Source organism: Mangrovicoccus sp. HB161399 (genome assembly GCF_013184745.1).
Lineage (GTDB): Bacteria > Pseudomonadota > Alphaproteobacteria > Rhodobacterales > Rhodobacteraceae > Mangrovicoccus.
The window spans coordinates 92,935-113,559 of sequence record NZ_JAATVU010000015.1 but is presented as its reverse complement, the minus strand read 5'-3'; the positions used below and the strand labels follow the sequence as shown (position 1 = coordinate 113,559).

General features: G+C 68.0%; 23 protein-coding genes and 1 tRNA gene. 13 read left to right on the top strand and 11 right to left on the bottom strand.

What is annotated here, in order from left to right:
• Positions 1–23 precede the first annotated feature (23 nt).
• Positions 24–99: transfer RNA gene (locus tag HCC78_RS11105), tRNA-Lys, on the top strand.
• A 182-nt stretch (positions 100–281) separates the two neighbouring features.
• Complete coding sequence (map, locus tag HCC78_RS11100) at positions 282–1,094, top strand: type I methionyl aminopeptidase (RefSeq protein ID WP_256368230.1); 813 nt, start codon at positions 282–284, stop codon at positions 1,092–1,094.
• Here the strand turns inward: map and HCC78_RS11095 are convergent.
• A complete protein-coding gene (locus HCC78_RS11095; protein WP_172328838.1) occupies positions 1,085–2,056 on the bottom strand; it encodes a trypsin-like serine protease in 972 nt (323 codons plus the stop codon). The genes map and HCC78_RS11095 overlap by 10 nt on opposite strands.
• Before the next feature lie 109 nt (positions 2,057–2,165).
• Positions 2,166–2,750 (bottom strand): 16S rRNA (guanine(966)-N(2))-methyltransferase RsmD, encoded by a 585-nt coding sequence (gene rsmD, locus HCC78_RS11090; RefSeq protein WP_172328837.1) that lies wholly within the window; start codon positions 2,748–2,750, stop codon positions 2,166–2,168.
• A gap of 106 nt (positions 2,751–2,856) precedes the next feature.
• Here rsmD and HCC78_RS11085 point away from each other — a divergent pair, with 106 nt between their 5' ends.
• Positions 2,857–3,345 carry a peroxiredoxin gene (locus tag HCC78_RS11085; RefSeq protein ID WP_172328836.1) on the top strand — a complete coding sequence of 163 codons (489 nt, stop codon included), beginning with the start codon at positions 2,857–2,859 and terminating at the stop codon, positions 3,343–3,345.
• Between the two features lie 172 nt (positions 3,346–3,517).
• Here HCC78_RS11085 and HCC78_RS11080 read toward each other — a convergent pair whose 3' ends face one another.
• On the bottom strand, positions 3,518–3,931 hold the full coding sequence (locus HCC78_RS11080; RefSeq protein WP_172328835.1) for a hypothetical protein: 414 nt from the start codon (positions 3,929–3,931) through the stop codon (positions 3,518–3,520).
• A 473-nt stretch (positions 3,932–4,404) separates the two neighbouring features.
• On the opposite strand from HCC78_RS11080, the gene HCC78_RS11075 reads away from it, so the two are divergent.
• Positions 4,405–5,094, top strand: coding sequence for a hypothetical protein (locus HCC78_RS11075; RefSeq protein WP_172328834.1), 690 nt, complete (start codon positions 4,405–4,407; stop codon positions 5,092–5,094).
• 48 nt (positions 5,095–5,142) lie between these two features.
• Here HCC78_RS11075 and HCC78_RS11070 read toward each other — a convergent pair whose 3' ends face one another.
• The gene (locus HCC78_RS11070; protein ID WP_172328833.1) at positions 5,143–5,625 is read right to left on the bottom strand and encodes a Pycsar system effector family protein; all 483 of its coding nucleotides are present in this window, start codon (positions 5,623–5,625) and stop codon (positions 5,143–5,145) included.
• A 1-nt stretch (position 5,626) separates the two neighbouring features.
• Positions 5,627–7,426, bottom strand: a complete 1,800-nt coding sequence (gene lepA / locus HCC78_RS11065; protein ID WP_172328832.1) for a translation elongation factor 4 — start codon at positions 7,424–7,426, stop codon at positions 5,627–5,629.
• Between the two features lie 429 nt (positions 7,427–7,855).
• On the opposite strand from lepA, the gene HCC78_RS34775 reads away from it, so the two are divergent.
• The 4 genes from HCC78_RS34775 to HCC78_RS11045 all read left to right on the top strand — a co-directional run bounded on the left by HCC78_RS34775 (position 7,856) and on the right by HCC78_RS11045 (position 10,916).
• Entirely contained in the window at positions 7,856–8,074 is a 219-nt protein-coding gene (locus tag HCC78_RS34775) for a hypothetical protein (RefSeq protein ID WP_371743809.1), read from the top strand.
• Between the two features lie 108 nt (positions 8,075–8,182).
• The gene (locus tag HCC78_RS11055) at positions 8,183–9,295 is read left to right on the top strand and encodes a DUF3734 domain-containing protein (RefSeq protein ID WP_172328830.1); all 1,113 of its coding nucleotides are present in this window, start codon (positions 8,183–8,185) and stop codon (positions 9,293–9,295) included.
• Entirely contained in the window at positions 9,292–10,038 is a 747-nt protein-coding gene (locus HCC78_RS11050) for an acetoacetate decarboxylase (protein ID WP_172328829.1), read from the top strand. The genes HCC78_RS11055 and HCC78_RS11050 overlap by 4 nt, the downstream gene beginning before the upstream one ends.
• A 92-nt stretch (positions 10,039–10,130) precedes the next feature.
• Positions 10,131–10,916, top strand: coding sequence for a 3-hydroxybutyrate dehydrogenase (locus tag HCC78_RS11045; protein ID WP_172328828.1), 786 nt, complete (start codon positions 10,131–10,133; stop codon positions 10,914–10,916).
• 585 nt (positions 10,917–11,501) lie between these two features.
• Here HCC78_RS11045 and HCC78_RS11040 read toward each other — a convergent pair.
• From HCC78_RS11040 to HCC78_RS11025, 4 genes are all read right to left on the bottom strand, one after another.
• Positions 11,502–12,050, bottom strand: a complete 549-nt coding sequence (locus tag HCC78_RS11040) for a hypothetical protein (protein ID WP_172328827.1) — start codon at positions 12,048–12,050, stop codon at positions 11,502–11,504.
• A gap of 163 nt (positions 12,051–12,213) precedes the next feature.
• Positions 12,214–12,990 (bottom strand): YfdX family protein, encoded by a 777-nt coding sequence (locus HCC78_RS11035; RefSeq protein ID WP_172328826.1) that lies wholly within the window; start codon positions 12,988–12,990, stop codon positions 12,214–12,216.
• Positions 12,991–13,063: 73 nt separating this feature from the next.
• Positions 13,064–14,437: a HAMP domain-containing sensor histidine kinase gene (locus HCC78_RS11030; RefSeq protein WP_172328825.1), complete on the bottom strand. Its 1,374-nt coding sequence runs from the start codon at positions 14,435–14,437 to the stop codon at positions 13,064–13,066.
• Positions 14,424–15,101, bottom strand: coding sequence for a response regulator transcription factor (locus HCC78_RS11025; protein ID WP_172328824.1), 678 nt, complete (start codon positions 15,099–15,101; stop codon positions 14,424–14,426). The genes HCC78_RS11030 and HCC78_RS11025 overlap by 14 nt, the downstream gene beginning before the upstream one ends.
• Before the next feature lie 127 nt (positions 15,102–15,228).
• On the opposite strand from HCC78_RS11025, the gene HCC78_RS11020 reads away from it, so the two are divergent.
• The 4 genes from HCC78_RS11020 (at position 15,229) to HCC78_RS11005 (ending at position 18,918) form a co-directional block, all read left to right on the top strand.
• Positions 15,229–16,188: an HlyD family secretion protein gene (locus HCC78_RS11020; protein ID WP_172328823.1), complete on the top strand. Its 960-nt coding sequence runs from the start codon at positions 15,229–15,231 to the stop codon at positions 16,186–16,188.
• Positions 16,185–17,111, top strand: a complete 927-nt coding sequence (locus HCC78_RS11015) for an ATP-binding cassette domain-containing protein (protein ID WP_172328822.1) — start codon at positions 16,185–16,187, stop codon at positions 17,109–17,111. The genes HCC78_RS11020 and HCC78_RS11015 overlap by 4 nt, the downstream gene beginning before the upstream one ends.
• A complete protein-coding gene (locus tag HCC78_RS11010) occupies positions 17,108–18,253 on the top strand; it encodes an ABC transporter permease (RefSeq protein WP_172328821.1) in 1,146 nt (381 codons plus the stop codon). The genes HCC78_RS11015 and HCC78_RS11010 overlap by 4 nt, the downstream gene beginning before the upstream one ends.
• 101 nt (positions 18,254–18,354) lie before the next feature.
• Complete coding sequence (locus HCC78_RS11005; RefSeq protein WP_253949132.1) at positions 18,355–18,918, top strand: thermonuclease family protein; 564 nt, start codon at positions 18,355–18,357, stop codon at positions 18,916–18,918.
• Positions 18,919–18,925: 7 nt separating this feature from the next.
• On the opposite strand, the gene HCC78_RS11000 is transcribed toward HCC78_RS11005, so the two are convergent.
• Positions 18,926–19,222 carry a cupin domain-containing protein gene (locus HCC78_RS11000; protein ID WP_172328820.1) on the bottom strand — a complete coding sequence of 99 codons (297 nt, stop codon included), beginning with the start codon at positions 19,220–19,222 and terminating at the stop codon, positions 18,926–18,928.
• Between the two features lie 284 nt (positions 19,223–19,506).
• Between HCC78_RS11000 and HCC78_RS10995 the strand changes: the two genes are divergently transcribed.
• Complete coding sequence (locus HCC78_RS10995) at positions 19,507–19,713, top strand: hypothetical protein (protein WP_172328819.1); 207 nt, start codon at positions 19,507–19,509, stop codon at positions 19,711–19,713.
• Positions 19,714–20,130: 417 nt separating this feature from the next.
• Here HCC78_RS10995 and HCC78_RS10990 read toward each other — a convergent pair whose 3' ends face one another.
• Complete coding sequence (locus HCC78_RS10990) at positions 20,131–20,586, bottom strand: hypothetical protein (RefSeq protein ID WP_172328818.1); 456 nt, start codon at positions 20,584–20,586, stop codon at positions 20,131–20,133.
• Between the last annotated feature and the right edge of the window lie 39 nt (positions 20,587–20,625).

Below are 20,625 nucleotides of genomic sequence, written 5' to 3'. Positions count from 1 at the left end.
CGTAGAGAGCGGCCTCACACAGTGGGCCGTTAGCTCAGTTGGTAGAGCAACTGACTTTTAATCAGTGGGTCACAGGTTCGAATCCTGTACGGCTCACCACTGACTTCCCCCGATACGGGACCTCGGGCGCTTCGCGCCCGGCAAGCGGAAACCAGCCGGTTTCCTCCGCCCCGGAGCGGGGCGCTTTCCATGCCGCGACGCAAAACAGTGATGATTCGACCTCTGGCACCTGCGGACGGTTTGCTCTATCACTATGCCCCGAGACAGAAGGAGCTGGTTTCTTGGAAGGACAGAGCCGCGGGCGCCTGACACGCGACGGAATTCGAATTCACGAACCTGCGGATTTCGCCGGAATGCACAAGGCTGGCCGCGTGGCTGCCGAGATTCTGGACGAGATCGCTCCGCTGGTCGTGCCCGGCGCCACCACCGCGCAGATCGACCAGGCCATCACCGACCATATCGACCGGGTCGGCGTGGTCTCGGCGACGATCGGCTACAAGGGCTACCAGCATGCCAGCTGCATCTCGGTCAATCACGTGGTCTGCCACGGGATTCCCGGAGCGAAGGTGCTGAAGGACGGCGACATCCTCAACATCGACGTGACGGTCATCGTCGACGGCTGGTACGGCGACACCAGCCGGATGTACGTGGCCGGCAAGCTCGGCCGCAAGGCGGAGCGGCTGATCGAGGTGACGCATGACTCGCTGATGAAGGGCATCGAGGTCGTCCGCCCCGGCGCGACCTTCGGCGATATCGGCCATGCCATCCAGACCTTCGTCGAGAGCCACCGGATGAGCGTCGTGCGCGACTTCTGCGGCCACGGGCTGGGCCGGGTGTTCCACGCCCCGCCGAACGTGCTGCATTACGGCCGCCCGGGCGCCGGTCCGGTGCTGGAGGAAGGGATGTTCTTCACCATCGAGCCGATGGTGAACCTGGGCCGGCCCGAGACCAAGATCCTGCCGGATGACTGGACCGCCGTGACCCGCGACCGGTCGCTCTCGGCACAGTTCGAGCATTCGATCGGCGTGACCGCCGATGGCTGCGAGATCTTCACGCTGTCGCCCGCAGGCAAGTTCCACCCGACCTACGGCTGAGCCTGCCTCCGGCGCAGCAGGGCAAGCCCGGCGCAGGCGGCGCCGAGCATCGCCGCGGGCAGCGGCAGCGGCACGGCGGCATCGACATAGAACGCTCCGCCCGCCCCCGAGATCAGGTTCCGCGCCTGGGCGGAGCCGATCGCGGTCCAGACGGCGACATCGCCGTAATCGCTGTTTCCCAGCTTGTCGTAGCCGAGGATGCCCGTGGTGACCCCGGCCACGACCCAGCTGCCCCCGCGCATCAGCAGCATCGGTCCGCCGCTGTCGCCTGCCGCGATCAGCCCCTCGTAGTCCAGCGGCTCGGGATCGCTCTCCAGCCGTAGATCCGGGTGGTCCTTCAGGGTGTTCTCGGTTCCGGCCTCGTTGTCGAAATCCGCCAGCAGCAGCTCCAGGTCGTCATTCGCGTCCCTGGTGAAGCCGTCCAGCATGTTCAGCGCGAAACCGCGGCGGGTTGCCGAGGGCCCGGAGACCGCGCCGGTGCTGCCGGTGCCGTAGAGCCCCCAGCCGACCATGGCAAAGCTCTCGACATAGGCCTCGCCGGCATAGACCAGCAGCGGATCGATGCCGGTAACCGGAGAGGACAGCGAGAAGACCGCGAGGTCGCTGCCGTTGAAATACTCGCCGGCGCCGCCTGTACCCGGCGGCAGCTTGTCGATCGCCGAAACACCGTAGGTGGTGCTCGCGCCGCCGGAGCGGAAGCTCACCTTCCAGTTCGCGGCCGCGGCATCGTCGGCGCAATGGCGTGCGGTCAGCACCTTCGTGGCCGAAATCAGCGTGCCGGAGCAGACGTTGCCCGCGGAGGTCACCAGCCGCCCCACCGCGTCGAAATCGGAATTGGCGCCGAGCGAGGCCGACAGGCCCAGCGGATCGGCGGATCCGCCGAAACTGTCCTTGACGGTGATCGCCCAAGCAGGCGCCGCCAGGCAGAGAAATGCTGCCGCCAAACCGGGAAAGGATCGCATGACCGGCTCCTAGCACATAGATGGACGGGCGCGCGGAGGCCCCGGACAGAAGCTGAGCCATGCAAATGTTAACGAAGTGTCAAAAAGCCTTTGAACCTTTACCGGATCTTCACGCCCCGGCCCGGACTGCCTCGTCCGGCGGCATCTCCGCCTCCAGAAATGTCACATGGGTGTCGCCGTAGCGGCGTTCCTCCAGCAGCGCGAATCCCTCCGGAGCGGGCTGCGGCGCGCTTTCCTCCCAGACAACCAGAGCGCCCGGCGCGATCCAGCCGCCCTCCAGCGCCGCCTGCAGGGCCCTGGCGCCGAGGCCCCGTCCATAGGGCGGATCGAGGAAGACGAGGCTGCAGGCCGCCTCGGCCGGTCCCAGCCGCGTTGCGTCGCGGCCAACCAGCTGCGCATCGGCGCCGAGGAGCTTCAGGTTGGCGCGGATCAGCCGCTGCCCGACCCGTCCGCTCTCGACGAAGACCGCGCCCGCGGCGCCGCGGCTGAGCGCCTCCAGCCCCAGCGCGCCGGTCCCGGCGAAGAGGTCCAGCACCTGCGCGCCCTCGATCGGATCGCCGAAGCGGCCGCCCGCGATCACGTTGAACAGGCTTTCGCGCACCCGGTCGGTGGTCGGGCGCAGCTGGTGGCCCGGATCGCCCTTGCCGACCGGGGTCAGGGCGCGGCCGCGCCAGCGTCCGGCAATGATGCGCATGGGCTCCACCTTTTCTGGGGCCGCGCCGAGAAGGGATCTGGCGCGGGCGGTTTGCGCCCCTATAACTGTCCGCGGACAGGACGCAAACATGAGAAGGATGCGCACCATGACCATCGAAGCCGGACAGGCCCTGCCCGAGGGCAAGCTCGTCAAAATGGGAGAGGCAGGCCCCGAAGCCGTGGATGTCGGCACTCTGACCAAGGGCCGCAAGGTGGTGATCTTCGCCGTTCCGGGCGCCTACACCCCGACCTGCAGCTCGGCGCATGTGCCGTCCTTCATCCGCACAAAGGACGGGTTCGCGGAGAAGGGCGTGGACGAGATCATCTGCATCTCGGTCAACGACCCCTTCGTGATGAAGGCCTGGGGCGAGGCGACCGGCGCGGAAGCGGCCGGAATCGCGATGCTGGGCGATGCCGACGGCAGCTTCACCAAGGCGCTCGGGCTGGACTTCACCGCGCCGCCCGCAGGCCTGATCGGCCGCTCGAAGCGCTACGCGATGCTGGTCGAGGACGGGGTCGTCACGACGCTCCACCTGGAGGAAAGCCCCGGCACCTGCGAGATCTCCGCCGGCGAGGGCCTGCTGGCCACGATGTGACCCGCCTGGGTGCCGCCGGGCGCCCTCGGAAAATGCTGCCCGGCAGTTGACGCATTCGCCGGGCAGCACCGGACCCGGGCGGGGAAGCACCGGAGCCGGAAAGGCGATCCCCATGGACCGCTGAAGCCATCGCCCCGCCGGGAGGGAAAGGTAGCCGGGCGGAGCTGCAGCCTCATTCTGCGGTGATCACAGCCATCACCAGCTCGCCGCCGGGCTTTACCGGGCCGTCCTCGGCCGCGCCCAGCGTGTATTCGAAATCTCCGGCGGCCATGCCGCCTGCCTCGGAATGCACCATCAGCATCAGCATCTCGCCCGGCGCGACCTCTTCGGTGAGGATCGCGGCCACGTCGATGTTGTCGCCGCCGCGCAGGGGCGCATGGCCGACGACAGGGCCGGGCTTCATGGCGGCATCGGTGCGGTGCACCACCAGCCAGCCGTTTTCCGGCGCGATGACATGGGAGGCGCTGACCACGCCGTTGGCGACGCTCTGGTCCTCGGCCATGACGCCCGGGGCAATCCCGTGGGACTCGGCAAAGGCGGCGGGAGCGGCAAGCAGCAGCGCGGCGGCGGCGGTGAATGTCAGCATCGGTGGTCTCCTCGGTTGCAGCGCCTCAGCGCCGTTACATGCGAGGGTACGGAGAGGCGGATGCCGACGGATGCAGGCTCACGGATGCGTGAAGGGAAAACTTTCGTCCGGAGAGTGTCCGGCCTTGGAAGCGCCACAAGATGCGGGTCGGGACGTGGTGATCGCGACGCTCCACCTCGAAGAAAGCGTTGGCATCTACGAGACCTCGTCAGCCGAGAGCCTACTGGTAGCCATTTGACAAAGTAGTGGCGTTCTTTACGGCGCCACTTCAATTCCATCGGTTCCCAAACGCGTACTTAGCAAAGAGAGCTTCTGAGAAGAACGTGACCGCCGAATTTTCGGGCATCACGCCAAAGAAACATTACAACCTTCTTAAATTTTCCCTGAATCAATGGACAACCACCGATTGAGAGGCGGGCAGCAGAAAAAATCTTCTAGACTTTCCTGAAATTCTATTCTTTTTCGAGAATCGCATGAGAAAGTCATGGGCAGTATCACTTACCAGACCATTCGTATCTATTTCAAAATGGTCAAGCTTGGCCAAAATCGGCGCCTCCCCCATTGCCCGCGGCTTCTCCCTGCTTCCCTTGCTTGCTCCGGTCATACCGCTCGCGCTTGAGACGGAAGGGCTTCGAGGCCTGAGAGATAGAGCATCCCAAGTTGTAGACTACGATATCTCGGTCAGACTTTCGACTAGCTTTCTTGGGCTCGCCTTTATCGGTTTGGGAGCCCTTATTTTCAATGTTTTTTGTCCGACCTTGCTCAAGAAATACGTAACCCACCTCGAATACGTGGCTCTTGCACCTCTGATTACACGGGAGCGATACAACCAGATAGTTCACATATTCAACTCGCCAAGAGCCAAACTCGCACTGAGATTGGCAAGGATCGACAACTACTATTGGCTGGATCGTGGTTTCATAAACGCAAAGACCGAAAAGTGGGAACGATGCGAGCCGAACAATCCAGAATCCCTAAAGCCACCGACAACGGAGCAGGTCGTGCGTGTGCTGTGGTACAATTACGTATATCTCGACAATTCCGCTCCACTTGTACGGGCCGCAATTGCCATACTTTTTGCACTCGGCTTTTTATTCCTGCTTCCTCCCATGATCCTCAGCCTAGCTCATGCGTGCGAAGTCACATGGCGAGAGGCATTCTGAAAATTCAGCACGGAAGAAAGTTGGCGAAACTGAGCATGGTCCAAGCTACTACATCTCCGTGCTCAGCACATAGACCGCGCTGGCCCAGAACGGCAGGATCAGCAGGAAGCAGAGATAGGCCAGGCGCGCCAGGCGGTGCTTGGTGCGGGCGATGCAGGCCGTGACGTGGCAGGTCTCGGCCAGGTCTCGCAGATAGGCCTCCTCGTCCACCGCCAGCGCCGCATCGGCATAGGCGGTCTGGTCCTGCGCCGCGATGTCGCCGAAGAACAGCAGCGATCCCCGCCCGGGACGGAAGCGCGGGAAGACCGCGAGGCCGATCACCGTGAACAGCAGGATCATCGGCACCAGGTTCAGCTTCAGCAGCAGGAACGACACGGTGCTGGGATGCGAGGAGCGGAACAGCGCGGCGAGGACGCCGACCATGGCCGTGGCAGTGGGAACGAGAAAGGCGACCTTCAGATCGGCCGCCCTTATCAATTCCGATTGCCGCGCGAGGTTCTTTTCAAGGAACTCCGCACGGCTGAAGGACATGTCACTCGTCCATCTTGAGCGCCGAGATGAAGGCTTCCTGCGGAATCTCCACCTTGCCGAACTGGCGCATCTTCTTCTTGCCGGCCTTCTGCTTCTCCAGAAGCTTCTTCTTCCGGGTGGCGTCGCCGCCATAGCATTTCGCCGTCACGTCCTTGCGCAGCGCCGACAGGGTCTCGCGCGCGATGACCTTGCCGCCGATCGCCGCCTGGATCGGGATCTTGAACATGTGCCGCGGGATCAGGTCCTTGAGCTTCTCGCACATCGCCCGGCCGCGCATCTCCGCCCGGTCGCGGTGGACCATCATGGAAAGCGCGTCGACCGGCTCGTCATTGACGAGGATCTGCATCTTCACGAGGTTGTCCTCGCGGTAGCCCTCCATCTGGTAGTCGAAGGAGGCATAGCCCTTGGTCACCGATTTCAGCCGGTCGTAGAAGTCGAAGACCACCTCGTTCAGCGGCAGATCGTAGACCACCATGGCGCGGCTGCCCGCATAGGTCAGGTCCAGCTGGATGCCGCGGCGGTCCTGGCAGAGCTTCAGCACGTCGCCCAGGTATTCGTCCGGCACGAGGATCGTCGCCTTGATGCGCGGCTCCTCGATATGGTCGACATAGGTCAGGTCGGGCATGTCGGCCGGGTTGTGCAGCTCGGTCTCGGTGCCGTCCTTCATGAACAGGTGGTAGACCACCGAGGGCGCCGTGGTGATCAGCTCGATGTCGTATTCGCGTTCCAGCCGGTCGCGGATCACCTCGAGATGCAGCAGGCCGAGGAAGCCGCAGCGGAAGCCGAAGCCGAGCGCGGCCGAGGTCTCCATCTCGTAGGAGAAGGAGGCGTCGTTCAGCGCCAGCTTCTCGATCGCGTCGCGCAGGTCGTCGAATTCGGCGGAGTCGACCGGGAAGAGGCCGCAGAACACCACCGGCACCGACGGCTTGAAGCCCGGCAGCGGCTTGTCGGCGCCCTTCTTCTCGTGGGTGATGGTGTCGCCGACGCGGGTGTCGCGGACCTGCTTGATCGAGGCGGTGAAGAAGCCGATCTCGCCCGGGCCCAGCTCCGCCACGTTCTGCATCGCGGGACGGAACACGCCGAGGCGTTCCACCGGGTACTTGCCCCCGGTGCCCATCATGACGATGCGGTCGCCCTTCCTGATCACGCCGTCCATGACGCGGATCAGCACGACCACGCCCAGATAGGCGTCGTACCAGCTGTCGACCAGCATGGCCTTCAGCGGCGCGTCCTTGTCGCCCTTCGGCGCGGGCAGGCGGTGGACGATGGCCTCCAGCGTCTCCTTGATGCCGATGCCGGTCTTGGCAGAGACCTTCAGCGCGTCGGAGGCGTCGATGCCGATCACGTCCTCGATCTGCTCGGCGACCCGTTCGCAGTCGGCGGCGGGCAGGTCGATCTTGTTCAGGACCGGCACGATCTCGTGGTCGGCGTCGATCGCCTGGTAGACGTTGGCCAAGGTCTGGGCCTCGACGCCCTGGGTCGAGTCGACCACCAGGAGCGAGCCCTCGACCGCGCGCATGGACCGCGAGACTTCGTAGGCGAAGTCGACATGTCCGGGCGTGTCGATCAGGTTCAGCACGTACAGCTCGCCGTCATCGGCGATGTACTCGATGCGGACGGTGTTCGCCTTGATGGTGATGCCGCGTTCCCGCTCGATATCCATGGCGTCGAGCAGCTGTTCCTTCATCTCCCGTTCCGACACCGTGTTGGTGGATTGGATCAGGCGATCGGCCAGCGTGGACTTGCCGTGGTCGATATGGGCAACGATGGAGAAGTTTCGGATGCGGGAAAGCTCGGTCATGGGCTCGCATATGCAGGGATTCCGGGCGCCGTCAATGGGAATGCGCAGGCTTCGCCCCCGACGGCGGGGCGAAGTTGGCCCCCGGTGCCGGACATCTGGCATGGCTGCAACAGCAGCGGCCCGCTCAGGGCTGCGGCAGTCGGGCGCAAGCGACTGATTCCCATGGGTGTTCCGGCCCCGCGGCCCGGGCACGGCGGCGCGCCCCCGCGGCAGCCGCCCGCTCCGGGGCCGGGACTTGCCGGAAGTTCGGGTTTTCCCTAACCTTGCGGCATAAGACCTAAAAAGACTCACATACCGCCGAGGCAGAGCATGTCACCCGCGAAGACCCCGATCCGGACCGCAGCTGCGGCCCGCGCAGGCGCTTTGATAGCCGCCGCCCTCCTGCTGTCCGCCCCCGCCGCACAAGCCGCCCGCATCGAGCGCGCCTGCATGAAATCCGAGCGGACGGCCGCCTCGGCGCCGCTATGCGGCTGCATCCAGCGCGTCGCCGACCAGACCCTGACCCGGTCCGACCAGCGGCTGGCGGCGAAATTCTTCAAGGACCCGCAGATGGCGCAGGACATCCGCCAGTCCGACCGGTCCTCGCACGAGGATTTCTGGCGCCGCTACCAGGTCTTCGGCCAGACCGCCCAGAAGGTCTGCCGCTGACGCGCCTGCCCGCCCCGCGGCCGGAGCTTACGAAGATGTAAGCAGGGCGGCAGGAACCGGCAAACATGCTCCGCCATTTCCCTTCCATGGATGGAAAGGAATGCGGCCATGCCCCGGAACGCCCCGATCACGACCCTTGTGCTGCAGGGCGGCGGCGCGCTCGGCGCCTACCAGGCCGGGGCCGCCACCGCGCTGGCAGCGGCAGGCCACAGCCCGGGCTGGGTGGCAGGCATCTCGATCGGCGCGATCAATGCCGCGCTGATCTGCGGCAACCCGCCGGAGCGGCGGGAGGCGCGGCTCGCCGCCTTCTGGGAACAGGTGTCCGCCAGCCTGCCCGCCCCGCCCGCGCGCAACCTGCCCGACATCCTGCGGCTCGGCTACGAAAACGCCGCCGCCGCGGCCGTGGTGGCCTCCGGCGTTCCCGGCTTCTTCCGGCCGCGCTGGCCCTGGCCGCCGGGGCTGCTGCCCGCCGACAGCATCTACACCTCCGGCCCGCTGCGCGTCACGCTTGAGGAGCTGGCCGATTTCGACTGGCTCAACGACCATGGCCCGCGGCTGTCGGTCGGGGCGGTCGACCTGGAAACCGGCAATTTCGCCTATTTCGACTCCGCCCGCCAGACGATCGGCCCCGAGCATGTCATGGCCTCCGGCGCGCTGCCGCCGGGCCTCCCGCCAGTCGAGGTGGAGGGGCGGCTCTGGTGGGATGGCGGGCTGGTCTCGAACACGCCGCTGCAATACGTGCTGGAACATCATGACGACCGGCCGATGACCATCTTCCAGGCCGACCTGTTTTCCGCCCGCGGCCAGAGGCCGAAGACGCTGGGAGAGGTGGAGAGCCGCCGCAAGGACATCCAGTTCTCCAGCCGCACCCGGCTGACCACCGACCGCTACCGCGAATTGCACAAGCTGGCCGCCGCGGCACGGCGGCTGCGCGCGCGCCTGCCCGAGACGATGCGCGGCGATCCGGACCTGGACCGGCTCTGCCGTGCCGCGCCCTCGGCGCCGGTCGACCTGGTCCACCTGATCCACCGCCGCGCCGCCTTCGAGACCGATGCCAAGGACTACGACTTCTCCCGCCTGTCGATGCTGCAGCACTGGGAGGCCGGCGCGCGCGATGTCGGGCAGTCGCTGGCCGATCCGCGCTGGCAGGCGCGCGGCCGCCACGAGGGACTGCGCGTCTTCGACCTGACCAACCCGGAACGAAAGGAGCCCCAGACATGAAAGACACCGTCCATTCCGTCCGCGACCGCGCCTTCGCCATGCCCTTCGCGAACCCGAGCTATCCGCGCGGGCCCTACCGCTTCACCGACCGCGAATTCCTGGTCATCAGCTACCGCACCGACCCCGACGCGCTGCGCCGCGTGCTGCCGGAGCCGCTGGAATTCGACGACCCGGTGGTGAACTACGAATTCATCCGCATGCCCGATTCGACCGGCTTCGGCGACTACACCGAAAGCGGCCAGGTGATCCCGGTCACGTACCAGGGCACGAAGGGCGGCTATGTCCATTCGATGTATCTCAACGACGAGGCGCCGATCGCCGGCGGGCGCGAGATCTGGGGCTTCCCGAAGAAATACGCCACGCCCTCGCTGCATGTCGAAAAGGACGTGCTGGTCGGCACGCTCGACAGCGGATCGGTCCGGGTCGCCACCGGCACCATGGGCTACAAGCACGGGGCGATGGACCTGGCCGCCGTCGAGGCGCAGCTCTCGGCGCCGCAGTTCCTGCTGAAGATCATCCCGCATGTCGACTGCACGCCGCGCATCTGCGAGCTGGTCCGCTACCGCCAGACCGACCTCAACGTGAAGGGCGGCTGGGAAGGTCCCGGCGAGCTGGAGCTCTTCCGCCACGCCAAGGCCGATGTCGCCGCGCTGCCGGTGCGCGAGGTGATCGGCGCGAAGCACATCCTCGCCGACCTGACGCTCGGCCTCGGCGAGGTCGTACACGATTACATGACCGACTGAGCCGGACCGGAACGCGGGCCCCGCGGCCCGCGTTCCCCCGGGGAGACTGGCGGACGGCCCGGAGCCGCCGCTGAACCAGAAAGGAGACCCTCATGAGCACTCTCGAGAACAAGGTCTGCATCGTCACCGGCGCCGCCTCTGGCATCGGCAAGGCCATCGCCACCCGCTATGCCGAGGACGGCGCCAAGGTCGTCATCGCGGATCTGAAGATCGACGCCGCGCGCAAGGCCGCGGAGGAGATCAACGCGAAGACCAAGGGCGAGGCCATGGCCGTCGAGATGGACGTCACCGACGAGGACATGGTCAATGCCGGCGTGCAGAAGGTCGCCGCGACCTGGGGCCGGATCGACGTCCTGGTCTCCAATGCCGGCGTGCAGATCGTCCACAAGGTCGAGGATTTCCCCTTCGCCGAGTGGAAGAAGCTGCTTGCCATCCATCTCGACGGCGCCTTCCTGACCTCGAAGGCGGTGATCCCGCACATGAAGAGGCAGGGCGGCGGCGCGATCCTGTTCATGGGTTCGGTCCATTCCAAGGAAGCCTCGGCCCTGAAGGCCCCCTATGTCACCGCCAAGCACGGGCTGCTCGGCCTTGCCCGCGTCATCGCGAAGGAGGGCGGCGAGCACGGCATCCGCACCAACGTGATCTGCCCGGGCTTCGTGAAGACGCCGCTCGTGGAGAAGCAGATCCCCGAACAGGCGCAGGATCTGGGCATTTCCGAGGACGAGGTGATCTCCAAGGTGATGCTGGGCGAGACAGTCGACACGGAGTTCACCACCGTCGAGGACATCGCCGCCGTGGCGCATTTCTTCGCCGCCTTCCCCAGCAACGCGCTGACCGGCCAGTCGCTGGTGGCGTCGCATGGCTGGTACATGAACTGAGGGGGGCGGAGATGATCGCGGACACGCTCCCCCTGCTCGGCGCCCTGGCTGGGCTCGCTGCCCTCGGCAGCCTGGTCCTCCCCGTCCCGGCGCCGCTGCGCGCCGACGCCCGGCGCTGAGCCGCAGCCTTGCGAAGGGACCCGCGCCATGCGGGTCCCTGCCCCATTTCCGTCCAGAAATGACCCCGGACCTGCCGCGCGGTCTCCCCCATCCGGCCATGTGACGGGGCTAGAACTCCCCCATCGCAAGCAAGCGACCACAGGTCCCGGGGCCGAGCCTCATTGCCCCCACGCCGCGGAGCGCCGGGACCTCAAACTTCCCTCCAGACATCGGCAGCACTTGGTCCTCCGGAGATCATCTCCGGCGGCCCGTGTGCGTCCGTTCCGTCCGAACAGATCCCGGCTGCTGCCCCGTTCCCGCCGCAAAATGACCCGCGGCCTGCCTTCCGGGGTCCCTCATCCGGCCATGTGACGGGGCTAGAACACCCCCATCGCAAGCAAACGACCAGGTCCCGGGGCCGAGCCTCATTGCCCCCACGCCGCGGAGCGCCGGGACCTCAAACCTCTTCCTTGGAACATTCCGGCGTCACGCCCTGCCGCGCAGGCGGTGCCCGAGGCTGCGCGCGGTATCCGCGAAGTCGCGCTCCTTGGCCAGCCGGGCCCGGTCGGAGGCCTGTTCCAGCGCCTCGGCCAGCCCGATCAGCGGCGCAACCGCCGCGGGGGTAACCGCGCCGCCGCGGATCCGCAGGCTTGCCGCGCTGTCCTGCAGGGCCTGCGCCAGCTGGCGCTCCTGCCGGGTCTCCTCTTCGGGCAGTCCGGCCCGCGACAGGGCGGAGAGATGCCGGGCGATGCGCAGGAGCGGCTCGCGCGCCTCGCCGTCGCTGCGCCGCGCCAGCTTGCGCAGCTCGTCCACCGCCGCGGCGAATTCCGGCACCGCCGGAGCGGCCAGCGCCGCCTCGGCCGGAAGGTCCCGCATCGGGCGCAGCCGCCATCCGCCATGGCGCAGCGCATAGCCCGCCGCACCGGCCAGCAGCACCGCCAGGGCAAAGGTCGCAACCGTCGCGATCACGGCATGAAGCACCAGCACGGCAAGGAGTCCCCCGCCAAGGACGGCGGCGCGCCTCGTCAGAACCATGTTCCGCCTCCTGTTCCTCTCCGGCAGCCTTGCTCCGAACCTACTGACGCGGCACCGGTTTTTCCAGCGACGGAATCGTGAAGCCGGCCCGGCACGAAAAAGGCCCCGCGGAAACCGCGGGGCAAGGTCTCGCCACCTTTGGAATGGAACGCCCGGGCGGCGGTCAGTTGACCGCGGTGGGCTGCTGGCCCGACGCCGCCCCGGGAAGCGCGCCCTGCATGCCGCCGACCGTGTCCGCTGCCGAGGATTGCTGCACCGCCTTGTCGCCCTGCTTCGGGATCGCGTCGATGTTCCAGCCCTGGACCACCACGCTGTCCTCGAGGGCCGCCAGCGAGGCCTGGGCCGAGGCGGTATCGCCCGATCCGATCGCCTTCTGCGCGTCGGACAGATGCGCCGATGCCTGATCCAGCGGCATCATCGCCGCGATCACCTGCATGTCGAGGTTGGCCACGCGCAACGTCTCCAGCGCCTTGTCCGGCTGGTCGGACTGAAGCTGCGCCCCGGCCTCGCTCAGTGCCTGCCGCGAGCTGTCATCCGGCACGAAGGTCTCGCCATAGCCGATCTGGACATCGACCGGCAGGTAGACCGGGTCCTCCGATCCGCTCTTGGTGTCGGCCACCAGCATCTGCTTCAGGTCGCCCTTGGCGGTGCCGAGCTGGGTCGAGGCCTCGTCGAGCAGCTTCGCCGCCGCGTCCTTCTGGCCGTCATACAGCTCCGCCCGCGCCTGGTGGATCTTGCTGAGCACCTGCAGCCCCTCGTCCGAGGCCTTCAGGAACTCGTCCTGGGTGGCGTAGTCCGCCTTGGCCTTCGCCGCCTCGGCCTGTTCGGCCACCTTGCCGTTCTCGGCGGCCACGGCCACCGTTGCGACGGGCGAGGCCAGGACGGCCGCAGTGGCCACGACGATTGCAACTTTCCGGCCGAATTTCGAACGCTGTGCCATCTTGTCCTCCATGGGTTCCGTTGGTCACGGATGACAGATGGGCGGCCGGTCTTACGGGCCAATGCTTCCAAGCTTACAGTTGCGTAAGCTCCCGCGGGAAGACGATTTCCGCACGCAGCCCCGGGCCGCCGTCCGACAGGCGCAGCTCGGCGCCGTGGCGTTCGGCCACCGCGCGCACGAAGGTCAGGCCCAGCCCGGTGCCCCCGGCGGCGGCGTCGAGCCGCACGAACGGGTCGAGCACGCGGGTCCGCTCCGCCTCGGGGATGCCCGGCCCGTCATCGAGGCAGGCCAGCACCGCGCAGCCGTCCAGCAGGCCGGCCTCCAGCCGTATCGCGGCACCCGGCCCGGCATGGGCGACGGCATTGGCCGCAAGGTTCGCCGCCGCCTGGGTCAGCAGCGTGGCATCGCCCCGCACAGCGGCATGGCCCGAGGCGGCAAGAGTCTGGCCCTGCGCCTCGGCCGCCGCCTCGTAGAGATCGGCCACCTCCGCAAGCACCCGCCCCAGATCGGCCGGAACCTCGGGCAGCGCGCCCTGCGCCCCCTCGATCCGGGCGATGCGCAGGATCGCGTCGAAGATCCGCGCCAGCCGGTCGAGTTCCTCCGCCAGTTCCGCCGCCTCCTCCGCGCCCGGCCCGGCGCCGACCTCGGCCAGCAGCCGCTCGGCGGTCAGAATGGCGCGGGCCAGCGGCGTGCGCAGGTCATGCGCGATGGCGGCGGCGCGGTTGCGCGCCTCGGCCATCAGCAGCTCCAGCCGGTCGAGATGGATGTTGATCTTGGCCGCCACCCGGTCGATCTGGTCGGGATCAACGGCCTCCGGCGCCCGCGCGCCGAACTCGCCGCGCGACACCAGGTCGAGCGCTGCCTCGATCCGGCCCAGTGCGCGTTCGGACCGCGCGCTCAGCACCCAGCCGATGGCGATGAGCGTGGCCACGACCACCAGCCCGACCGCAGCGAGCACCCCGGCAATCGCGTGGCTGACCCGGGTCACCCCGCCCATGTCGCGGCCCAGCACCACCGTATAGGGCCCGGCCCGCCCGGTCAGGACCAGCACCCGGTCCAGTTCCTCGCCGCGGATCGTCGCGACGTCGCTGACGATGCGCCAGGTGTCGGGCGCCCGCGGCAGGGCGGCATTGGCCGCCACCACGTCGTTGCCGTGATAGACCGCCACCACCAGGTTGGCCGCGGCGAAGCGGCGGGCCAGATCCGTCACGGTCGCGTCGAAGGCCGCCGCATCGCTGGCAGCGGCCATTTCCTGCACGATGGCCAGCTGCGCGGCGAGCCCGGCCTCGATATCCGCCCGCACGGCATGGCGCGCGGTGGCCAGCACCGCGATGCCGGACAGGAACAGCACGCCGCAGAAGGCCGCGATGCCGTAGAGCGCGCCGCGGAAGGCCGCGCCCGAGGTCAGGCCCGAACCGAGGGCGACGGCCAGCCTAGCGCGGGCCATGCATCACGTAGCCGAAATTGCGCACGGTATGGATCAGCGGGCAGTCGAAGGGCTTGTCCACCTTGGCGCGCAGGCGGCTGACATGGGTCTCCACCACCGTCGTGCCAGGCTCGAAATTGATGTTCCAGACCCGGTCGAGCAGCATCGAGCGCGTCACCACCCGTCCGGCATTGCGCATCAGCAGCTCAAGCAGCTGGTATTCGCGGGCGTGCAGCTCGATCTCCTGGCCCGCGCGGACCGCATTGTGCGCCATCAGGTCGAGCGTCAGGTCATGCACCTTCAGCACGGTCTCGGGCGCGGCCCCGCCCTTGCGGCGGCCCAGCGCCTCCACCCGCGCCAGCAGCTCGGCGAAATGGAAGGGCTTGCCAAGGTAGTCGTCGGCGCCGGCCTTGAACCCCTCGACCCGCTGGTCAACCTGGTCGAGCGCGGTCAGGAACAGCACCGGCATGGACTTGCCCGCCGCGCGCAGCGCCTTGACCAGCGACAGCCCGTCGAGCCCGGGCAGCATCCGGTCGACGACCGCCACGTCGGGATCGGCGTCGAGGCAATGCGCCAGCGCCTCCTTGCCGTCGCCGAAGCTGTCCACCGCATGGCCCTCCTGCGCCAGGCCCTCGGCGACGAACTGCGCGATCCGGGTGTCGTCCTCGACCAGCAATATCTTCATCTCGGTCCCTTTTCCGGCTGCACGCCCAATCTAGGCAACCCGGCGGGAATGGCCAGAGCGATCCAGATCAAGACGGCGGGGGCGCCCGGATGCTAGGCTCGGGGCACTGCCTGCCCGGAGATCCGCCATGCCGCCCTTTCCCGCCCTTTTCGCCGCCCTGGCGCTCGCCCTGCCGCTGCTGCTCCAGGATTGCGGCGGCGGCAAGGAGGGGATCGCGCTGGGGCTGACCTCGCGCGAGCGGGTCGCGCTGACCGCCACGGCATCCGAGATCATCACCGCGCTGCCGGTGGCCGAGGGCACGCCGGTGGCGGAGGGAACCGTTCTGGTGCAGCTCGACGACCGGGTGCAGGCGGCCGCCGCCGATCTGGCGCGGGCGAACCTGGCGCAGGCCGAGGCGGCCAAGGCCAAGCTGGAGGCGGGCGCGCGGGACGAGGAGATCGCCGCGGCCGAGGCGGATGTCGCGGGCGCCGAGGCGCAGCTGAGGATCGCGCAGGTGACCTGGGAGCGGAACCGCACGCTGGTGAAGAGCGACGCGGTCAGCCGCGCGCGGCTGGACGAGGACGCCGCCGACCGGGACGCGGCACAGGCGTCGCTCGACCATGCGAAGCAGGCGCTGCTGGAGCTGCGGAACGGCGCACGGACCGAGGATCTGGCGGCTTCCGAAGCCGAGGTCGCCGCGGCCAAGGCCTCGCTGCGCGCCGAGACGCAGAAGCTCGACGACCTGACCATCCGCGCCTCGCGCGGCGGCACGCTCGACAGCCTGCCCTGGAACCTGGGCGAACGCGCGACCGAGGGCAGCCCGGTCGCCGTCCTGCTGGCCGCGGGCCCCCTGCTGGTGCGCGCCTACGTGCCCGAACCCTACCGCGCCGGGCTGAAGGCGGGCGATGCGGTCACGGTGCGGATCGACGGCGTGGAGGACTCTTTCGAAGGCCGCATCCGCTGGATCTCCGCCGACCCGGCCTTCACCCCCTATTACGCGCTGAACCAGAGCGAGCGCAGCCGCCTGATGTATCTGGCCGAAGTCACCCTGCCCGCGGAAGCCGATGCCATCGCCGTGGGCGTGCCTGCGCAGCTGGTGCTGAAGTGAGCGGCCCGGTCGTGGAGGCGCGCGGGCTGACCCGCCGCTTCGGCCCGAAAACCGCGGTGGACGGTCTGGACCTCGAGATCGAGCCAGGGGTGATCTACGGTTTCCTCGGGCCGAACGGCTGCGGCAAGACCACGGCGATGCGGATGCTGACCGGGCTGCTGACCCCCTCCGAAGGCTCGGCGCGGGTGCTGGGGGTGGAGCTGCCCGGCAGGGCCGAGCCGCTGAAGCGCAAGATCGGCTACATGACCCAGAGCTTCAGCCATTACCGCGATCTGACCGTGGCCGAGAACATGGGCTTCACGGCCTCGGTCTACGGGCTGCGAGGGCGGAAGGCGCGGGCGCGGATCGGCGAACTCACGGAGGAATATGACCTCGCCGGGCTGGCCGCCCAGATGGCCGGCAGCCTCTCGGGCGGGCAGAAGCAGCGGCTGGCGCTGGCGCTGGCGGTCATGCACCGGCCGCGGCTCCTGTTCCTCGACGAGCCGACCTCCGCCGTCGATCCGGAATCCCGCCGCGGCTTCTGGGAGAAGCTGTTCGACCTGGTGGCCGAGGGCGCGAGCATCGTGGTGTCGACGCATTTCATGGACGAGGCCGAGCGCTGCCACCGGCTGGCCATCCTGGACCGCGGCCGGAAACGCGCCGACGGCACGCCGCAGGAGCTGATGGATGCGCTCGGCGTCACCGTGCTGGAGGTCGAGGGCACCGACCTGCGCGCGGCGCGGCGGCGGCTGGACGGCGCCGCGGGGATCCTCTCGGCCGCCCAGATCGGCGCCAGGCTGCGCGTGCTGGTCGAGGGCGACGTCCCGGAGCCAGAGGCGCGGCTGCGCGAGGCGGCCGGCCTGGGCGACGGCGCCGCCATCGCCCGCACCCGTCCGAACCTGGAGGACGTCTTCGTATCCGCCACGCGGGAGCAGGCGGCATGATCTCGCCCTTCCGGATGATGGCGGTCCTGCGCAAGGAGCTTTTGCAGCTCAAGCGCGACCGCATGACCTTCGGCATGATCGTGATGATCCCGATCATCCAGCTGCTGCTCTTCGGCTACGCGATCGAGACCAACCTGCGCCACATCCCCGCCGCGCTGGTCGACCAGGCCCAGTCCGGGCTGAGCCGCGCGCTTGTTCAGATGGTCGAGGCCACGCAGATAGTCGATTTCACCGAACGCCACATGACGGCCGAAGCCGCGGAGCGCGCGATCCGCGCGGGCCATGTCCGCGCCGCCTTCGTCATCCCCGAAGATCTCGCGGGCCGGCTGGTGCGCTCGCCCGCCGTCGGCATGGACCCACCGCCCGCGACGGATGCCCAGGTCTCCCGCCCGGTGGCGCAATGGATCGTCGACGGCTCGGACACGACCATCGGGGCGGCGCTGAAATCGCTGCGCAACATGCCGCTGACCGAGCTGTTCCGCCGCCCGCAGAACATGTCGGTGCCGACCTTCGAGGTCGCGCTCTTCTACAATCCCGAGCAGCGCACGGAGGTGAACATCGTTCCCGGCCTCGTCGGCATCATCCTGACCATGACCATGGTGCTCTTCACCTCCGCGGCCATCGTCCGGGAAAGCGAGCACGGCAACATGGAGATGCTGATCAACACCCCCGTGCGCCCGGTGGAGCTGATGCTGGGCAAGATCGTGCCCTTCCTCGGCATCGGGCTGATCCAGGCCTGCCTGATCCTCGGGCTCGGGCGGGCGATCTTCGGCGTGGCCATCGTCGGCAGCCTCTGGCTGCTGCTCTGGGGCGGGCTCCTGTTCATCGCGGCCAGCCTGTCCTTGGGGCTGGTGATCTCGACCATCGCCAAGACCCAGCTTCAGGCGATGCAGATGACCTTCTTCATCGTTCTGCCCTCGATCCTGCTCTCGGGCTTCATGTTCCCCTACGAAGGCATGCCGGTCCCGGCGCAATGGCTGGCCAACGCCCTGCCGGTCACGCATTTCCTGCGGCTGATCCGCGGCGTGGTGCTGCGCGACGCCGGGCTGGCCGAGATCGGCCCTCAGATGCTCTGGCTGGCCTGCTTTGCCGCCATTGGCCTCGGCATCGCCTCGCTGCGCTTCAGAAAGCGGCTGGACTGACCCGACGGCACGCCCTGACGCACGGCCGATCAACATTTACATGTGTGAATCGGAATTCAACTTTTGAGGGCGAGGCTGGAAGGCGCCAAGGGGAGGACGCGATGCTCGGATGGTTCAGGAAGATTTTCACAAACCGGCGACTTCCGGATCGCGTGCCCCCTCCCGAGCCAGCCGTCCGCCCGGCGGAGTCGGCCTTCTCCCGGCAGGACATGCGGCCGGCCGGCACCACCGCGCCGCCGCCGCCCGCCCGTCCCGAGGCACCGCCTTTCGAGCCGGTGCCGGAGACGCTGAAGGGCAGGTGCTACGTCATCGACGGCGACACGATCGTGATTGGCAAGACGCATGTCAGGCTGGCCGGAATCGACGCGCCGGAAATGGACCAGCCCTACGGGCGCAAGGCCAAGACAGCGATGATCGCGCTCTGCCGCGGGCATGTCGTCACCGCCGAACTCGAGGACCATGGCAGCTACGGCCGCGTGGTCGCGAAATGCTTCCTGCCCGATGGAACTGACCTTTCGGCAGCGCTCGTGGAACAGGGGCTGGCGCTCGACTGGCCGAAGTTTTCCGGCGGTGCCTACCGGCACCTGGAACCCGCGGGCGTGCGCCGCAAACTCTGGCGAGTGGACGCCAAACATCGCGGCAAGCTGCGGATGCCAGAAAAATGAGCAGCGGTCAGCCCTTGATCTCGATCTCGACGAAAGACAGCGGACCGTCGCCTGCATTGCGCACGTCATGCTTCACGCCCTTCGGGCGCAGATAGGTCTCGCCCGCCTTCACCGGCCGCTCGGCGATCTCGCCGTCGACCTCGTAAGCCATCACCGCGTCGGTCAGCACGACGACGGCATAGTCCATGCCGTGCTCGTGCCAGCCGGTGGTCGCGCCGGGCGGAAAGTCCCAGCGGGTGGCCTTCATGCGGTCATCCTCGGCAAGGACGGTGGGCACGGCGGCCCCGGTGGATTCGAACGGCATTGGTCTGTCCTCGATACTCTGCATTGGGGCCCGGCCCCGGCCCGTCCGGACCCTGCGCCGGGCGGTGCCACCGGTTTAGGGCCGCAGCCGCCCCTGGCGCAACTCCCGCGATCCGCCGGGCATCGGCATGCCACCGCCTGCCGCCGCCCTGCCGCCACGATCGCCCTTGCAGCTTTCTCCGGCTCGGGCATGCTGCGCGGCTGACGGAACCCGCCGGAGTGGCGGAACGTTCATCCGGCGCAACCGGAACGGTTCGGCCGGACCCCGAAGGAGAGGGAAAACGAATGGCAAGACTGACTTGGATCACCGCGATCTGCGGCACCGTGGCCCTGACCGCCTGCGGCCAGACGGATGGCGAGCGCGCCCTGACCGGCATGGCAATGGGCGCAGCCGCAGGCCAGGTGATCAGCGGCGACCCGTTGACCGGCGCGCTGATCGGCGGCGCCGCGGGCGCGACCTGCCGCAGCCTCGGCACCTGCCCGAACAACTGAACCGGGCACGCAACCGGCAAGGGGCCCCAGGGCCCCCTGCCCCATTCCCGCAGGACCAGGACCCCGCCCGCGCCAAGGGGGCAAACCCTGCCGCCAACACCGGTGCCGCGAAACTCGGCCGGCTTCCGGGAAATCCGCGATCGCCATCGCTCCGCCCCGCGGCTCTTTCCGAACAACGTGCTGCTGCCGGAAGACAGGCCGTCCTTCGCTTGCATGCAGCGCGTTGCAGACCAGATCTCGGCCGGTTCGGGCCGGCGCACCGCAGCAGCGCGCTCCGGCGGCGCGCGGAAGGCGCGGGACATCCTCCAGTCTGGCCGCCAAAGCAATCCGGAATTCCGGCAGCGCAGCCACGCCTTGGTCCCTGCCGCCAGCAAGGCCCTGTCACTGACCGGCTGCCTCCGGCGCAGGCGGCCCGCGTCAGCCCGCGCCGATCGTGCAATTGAACGGCGTGCGCATCACGTAGTAGTTCTGCGTGACCCTGATCAGGCCGTAAAGCTGCGGTTCGGCGAGCAGGTCCTGCAACGGCACGCCGATGGCCATCAGGTGGCCCCTTCGCGTGGCTACCGTGTGCAAGTCCATGTAATTGGTGGTCGATTCGAATTCGGCCCGGATGACGAGCGCTCCATAGCCAACCGCGGCGATGCGGGAGTCGACAAGGTAGATTCCGGGCCCGTAATTTGCCGCGTTGCGGCCGCTTCCCCCCAGCGAGGCGAGGGAATACTTGGCCATGAACATCTCGTTCGACTCGAAGCCGGTGCGAATGCACACCTTCGAAAAGAAGACCGGGGTATTGGTGCCGTGGAACAAGACCATCGGCTGCGGTGTCTGAACCATGCGCGCCATGGCGGTGTTCAGCTGAGCTTGAGTGAGCATCCGTGCCCCCGCACCACTGGCCCGGCGAAGCTGGATCGT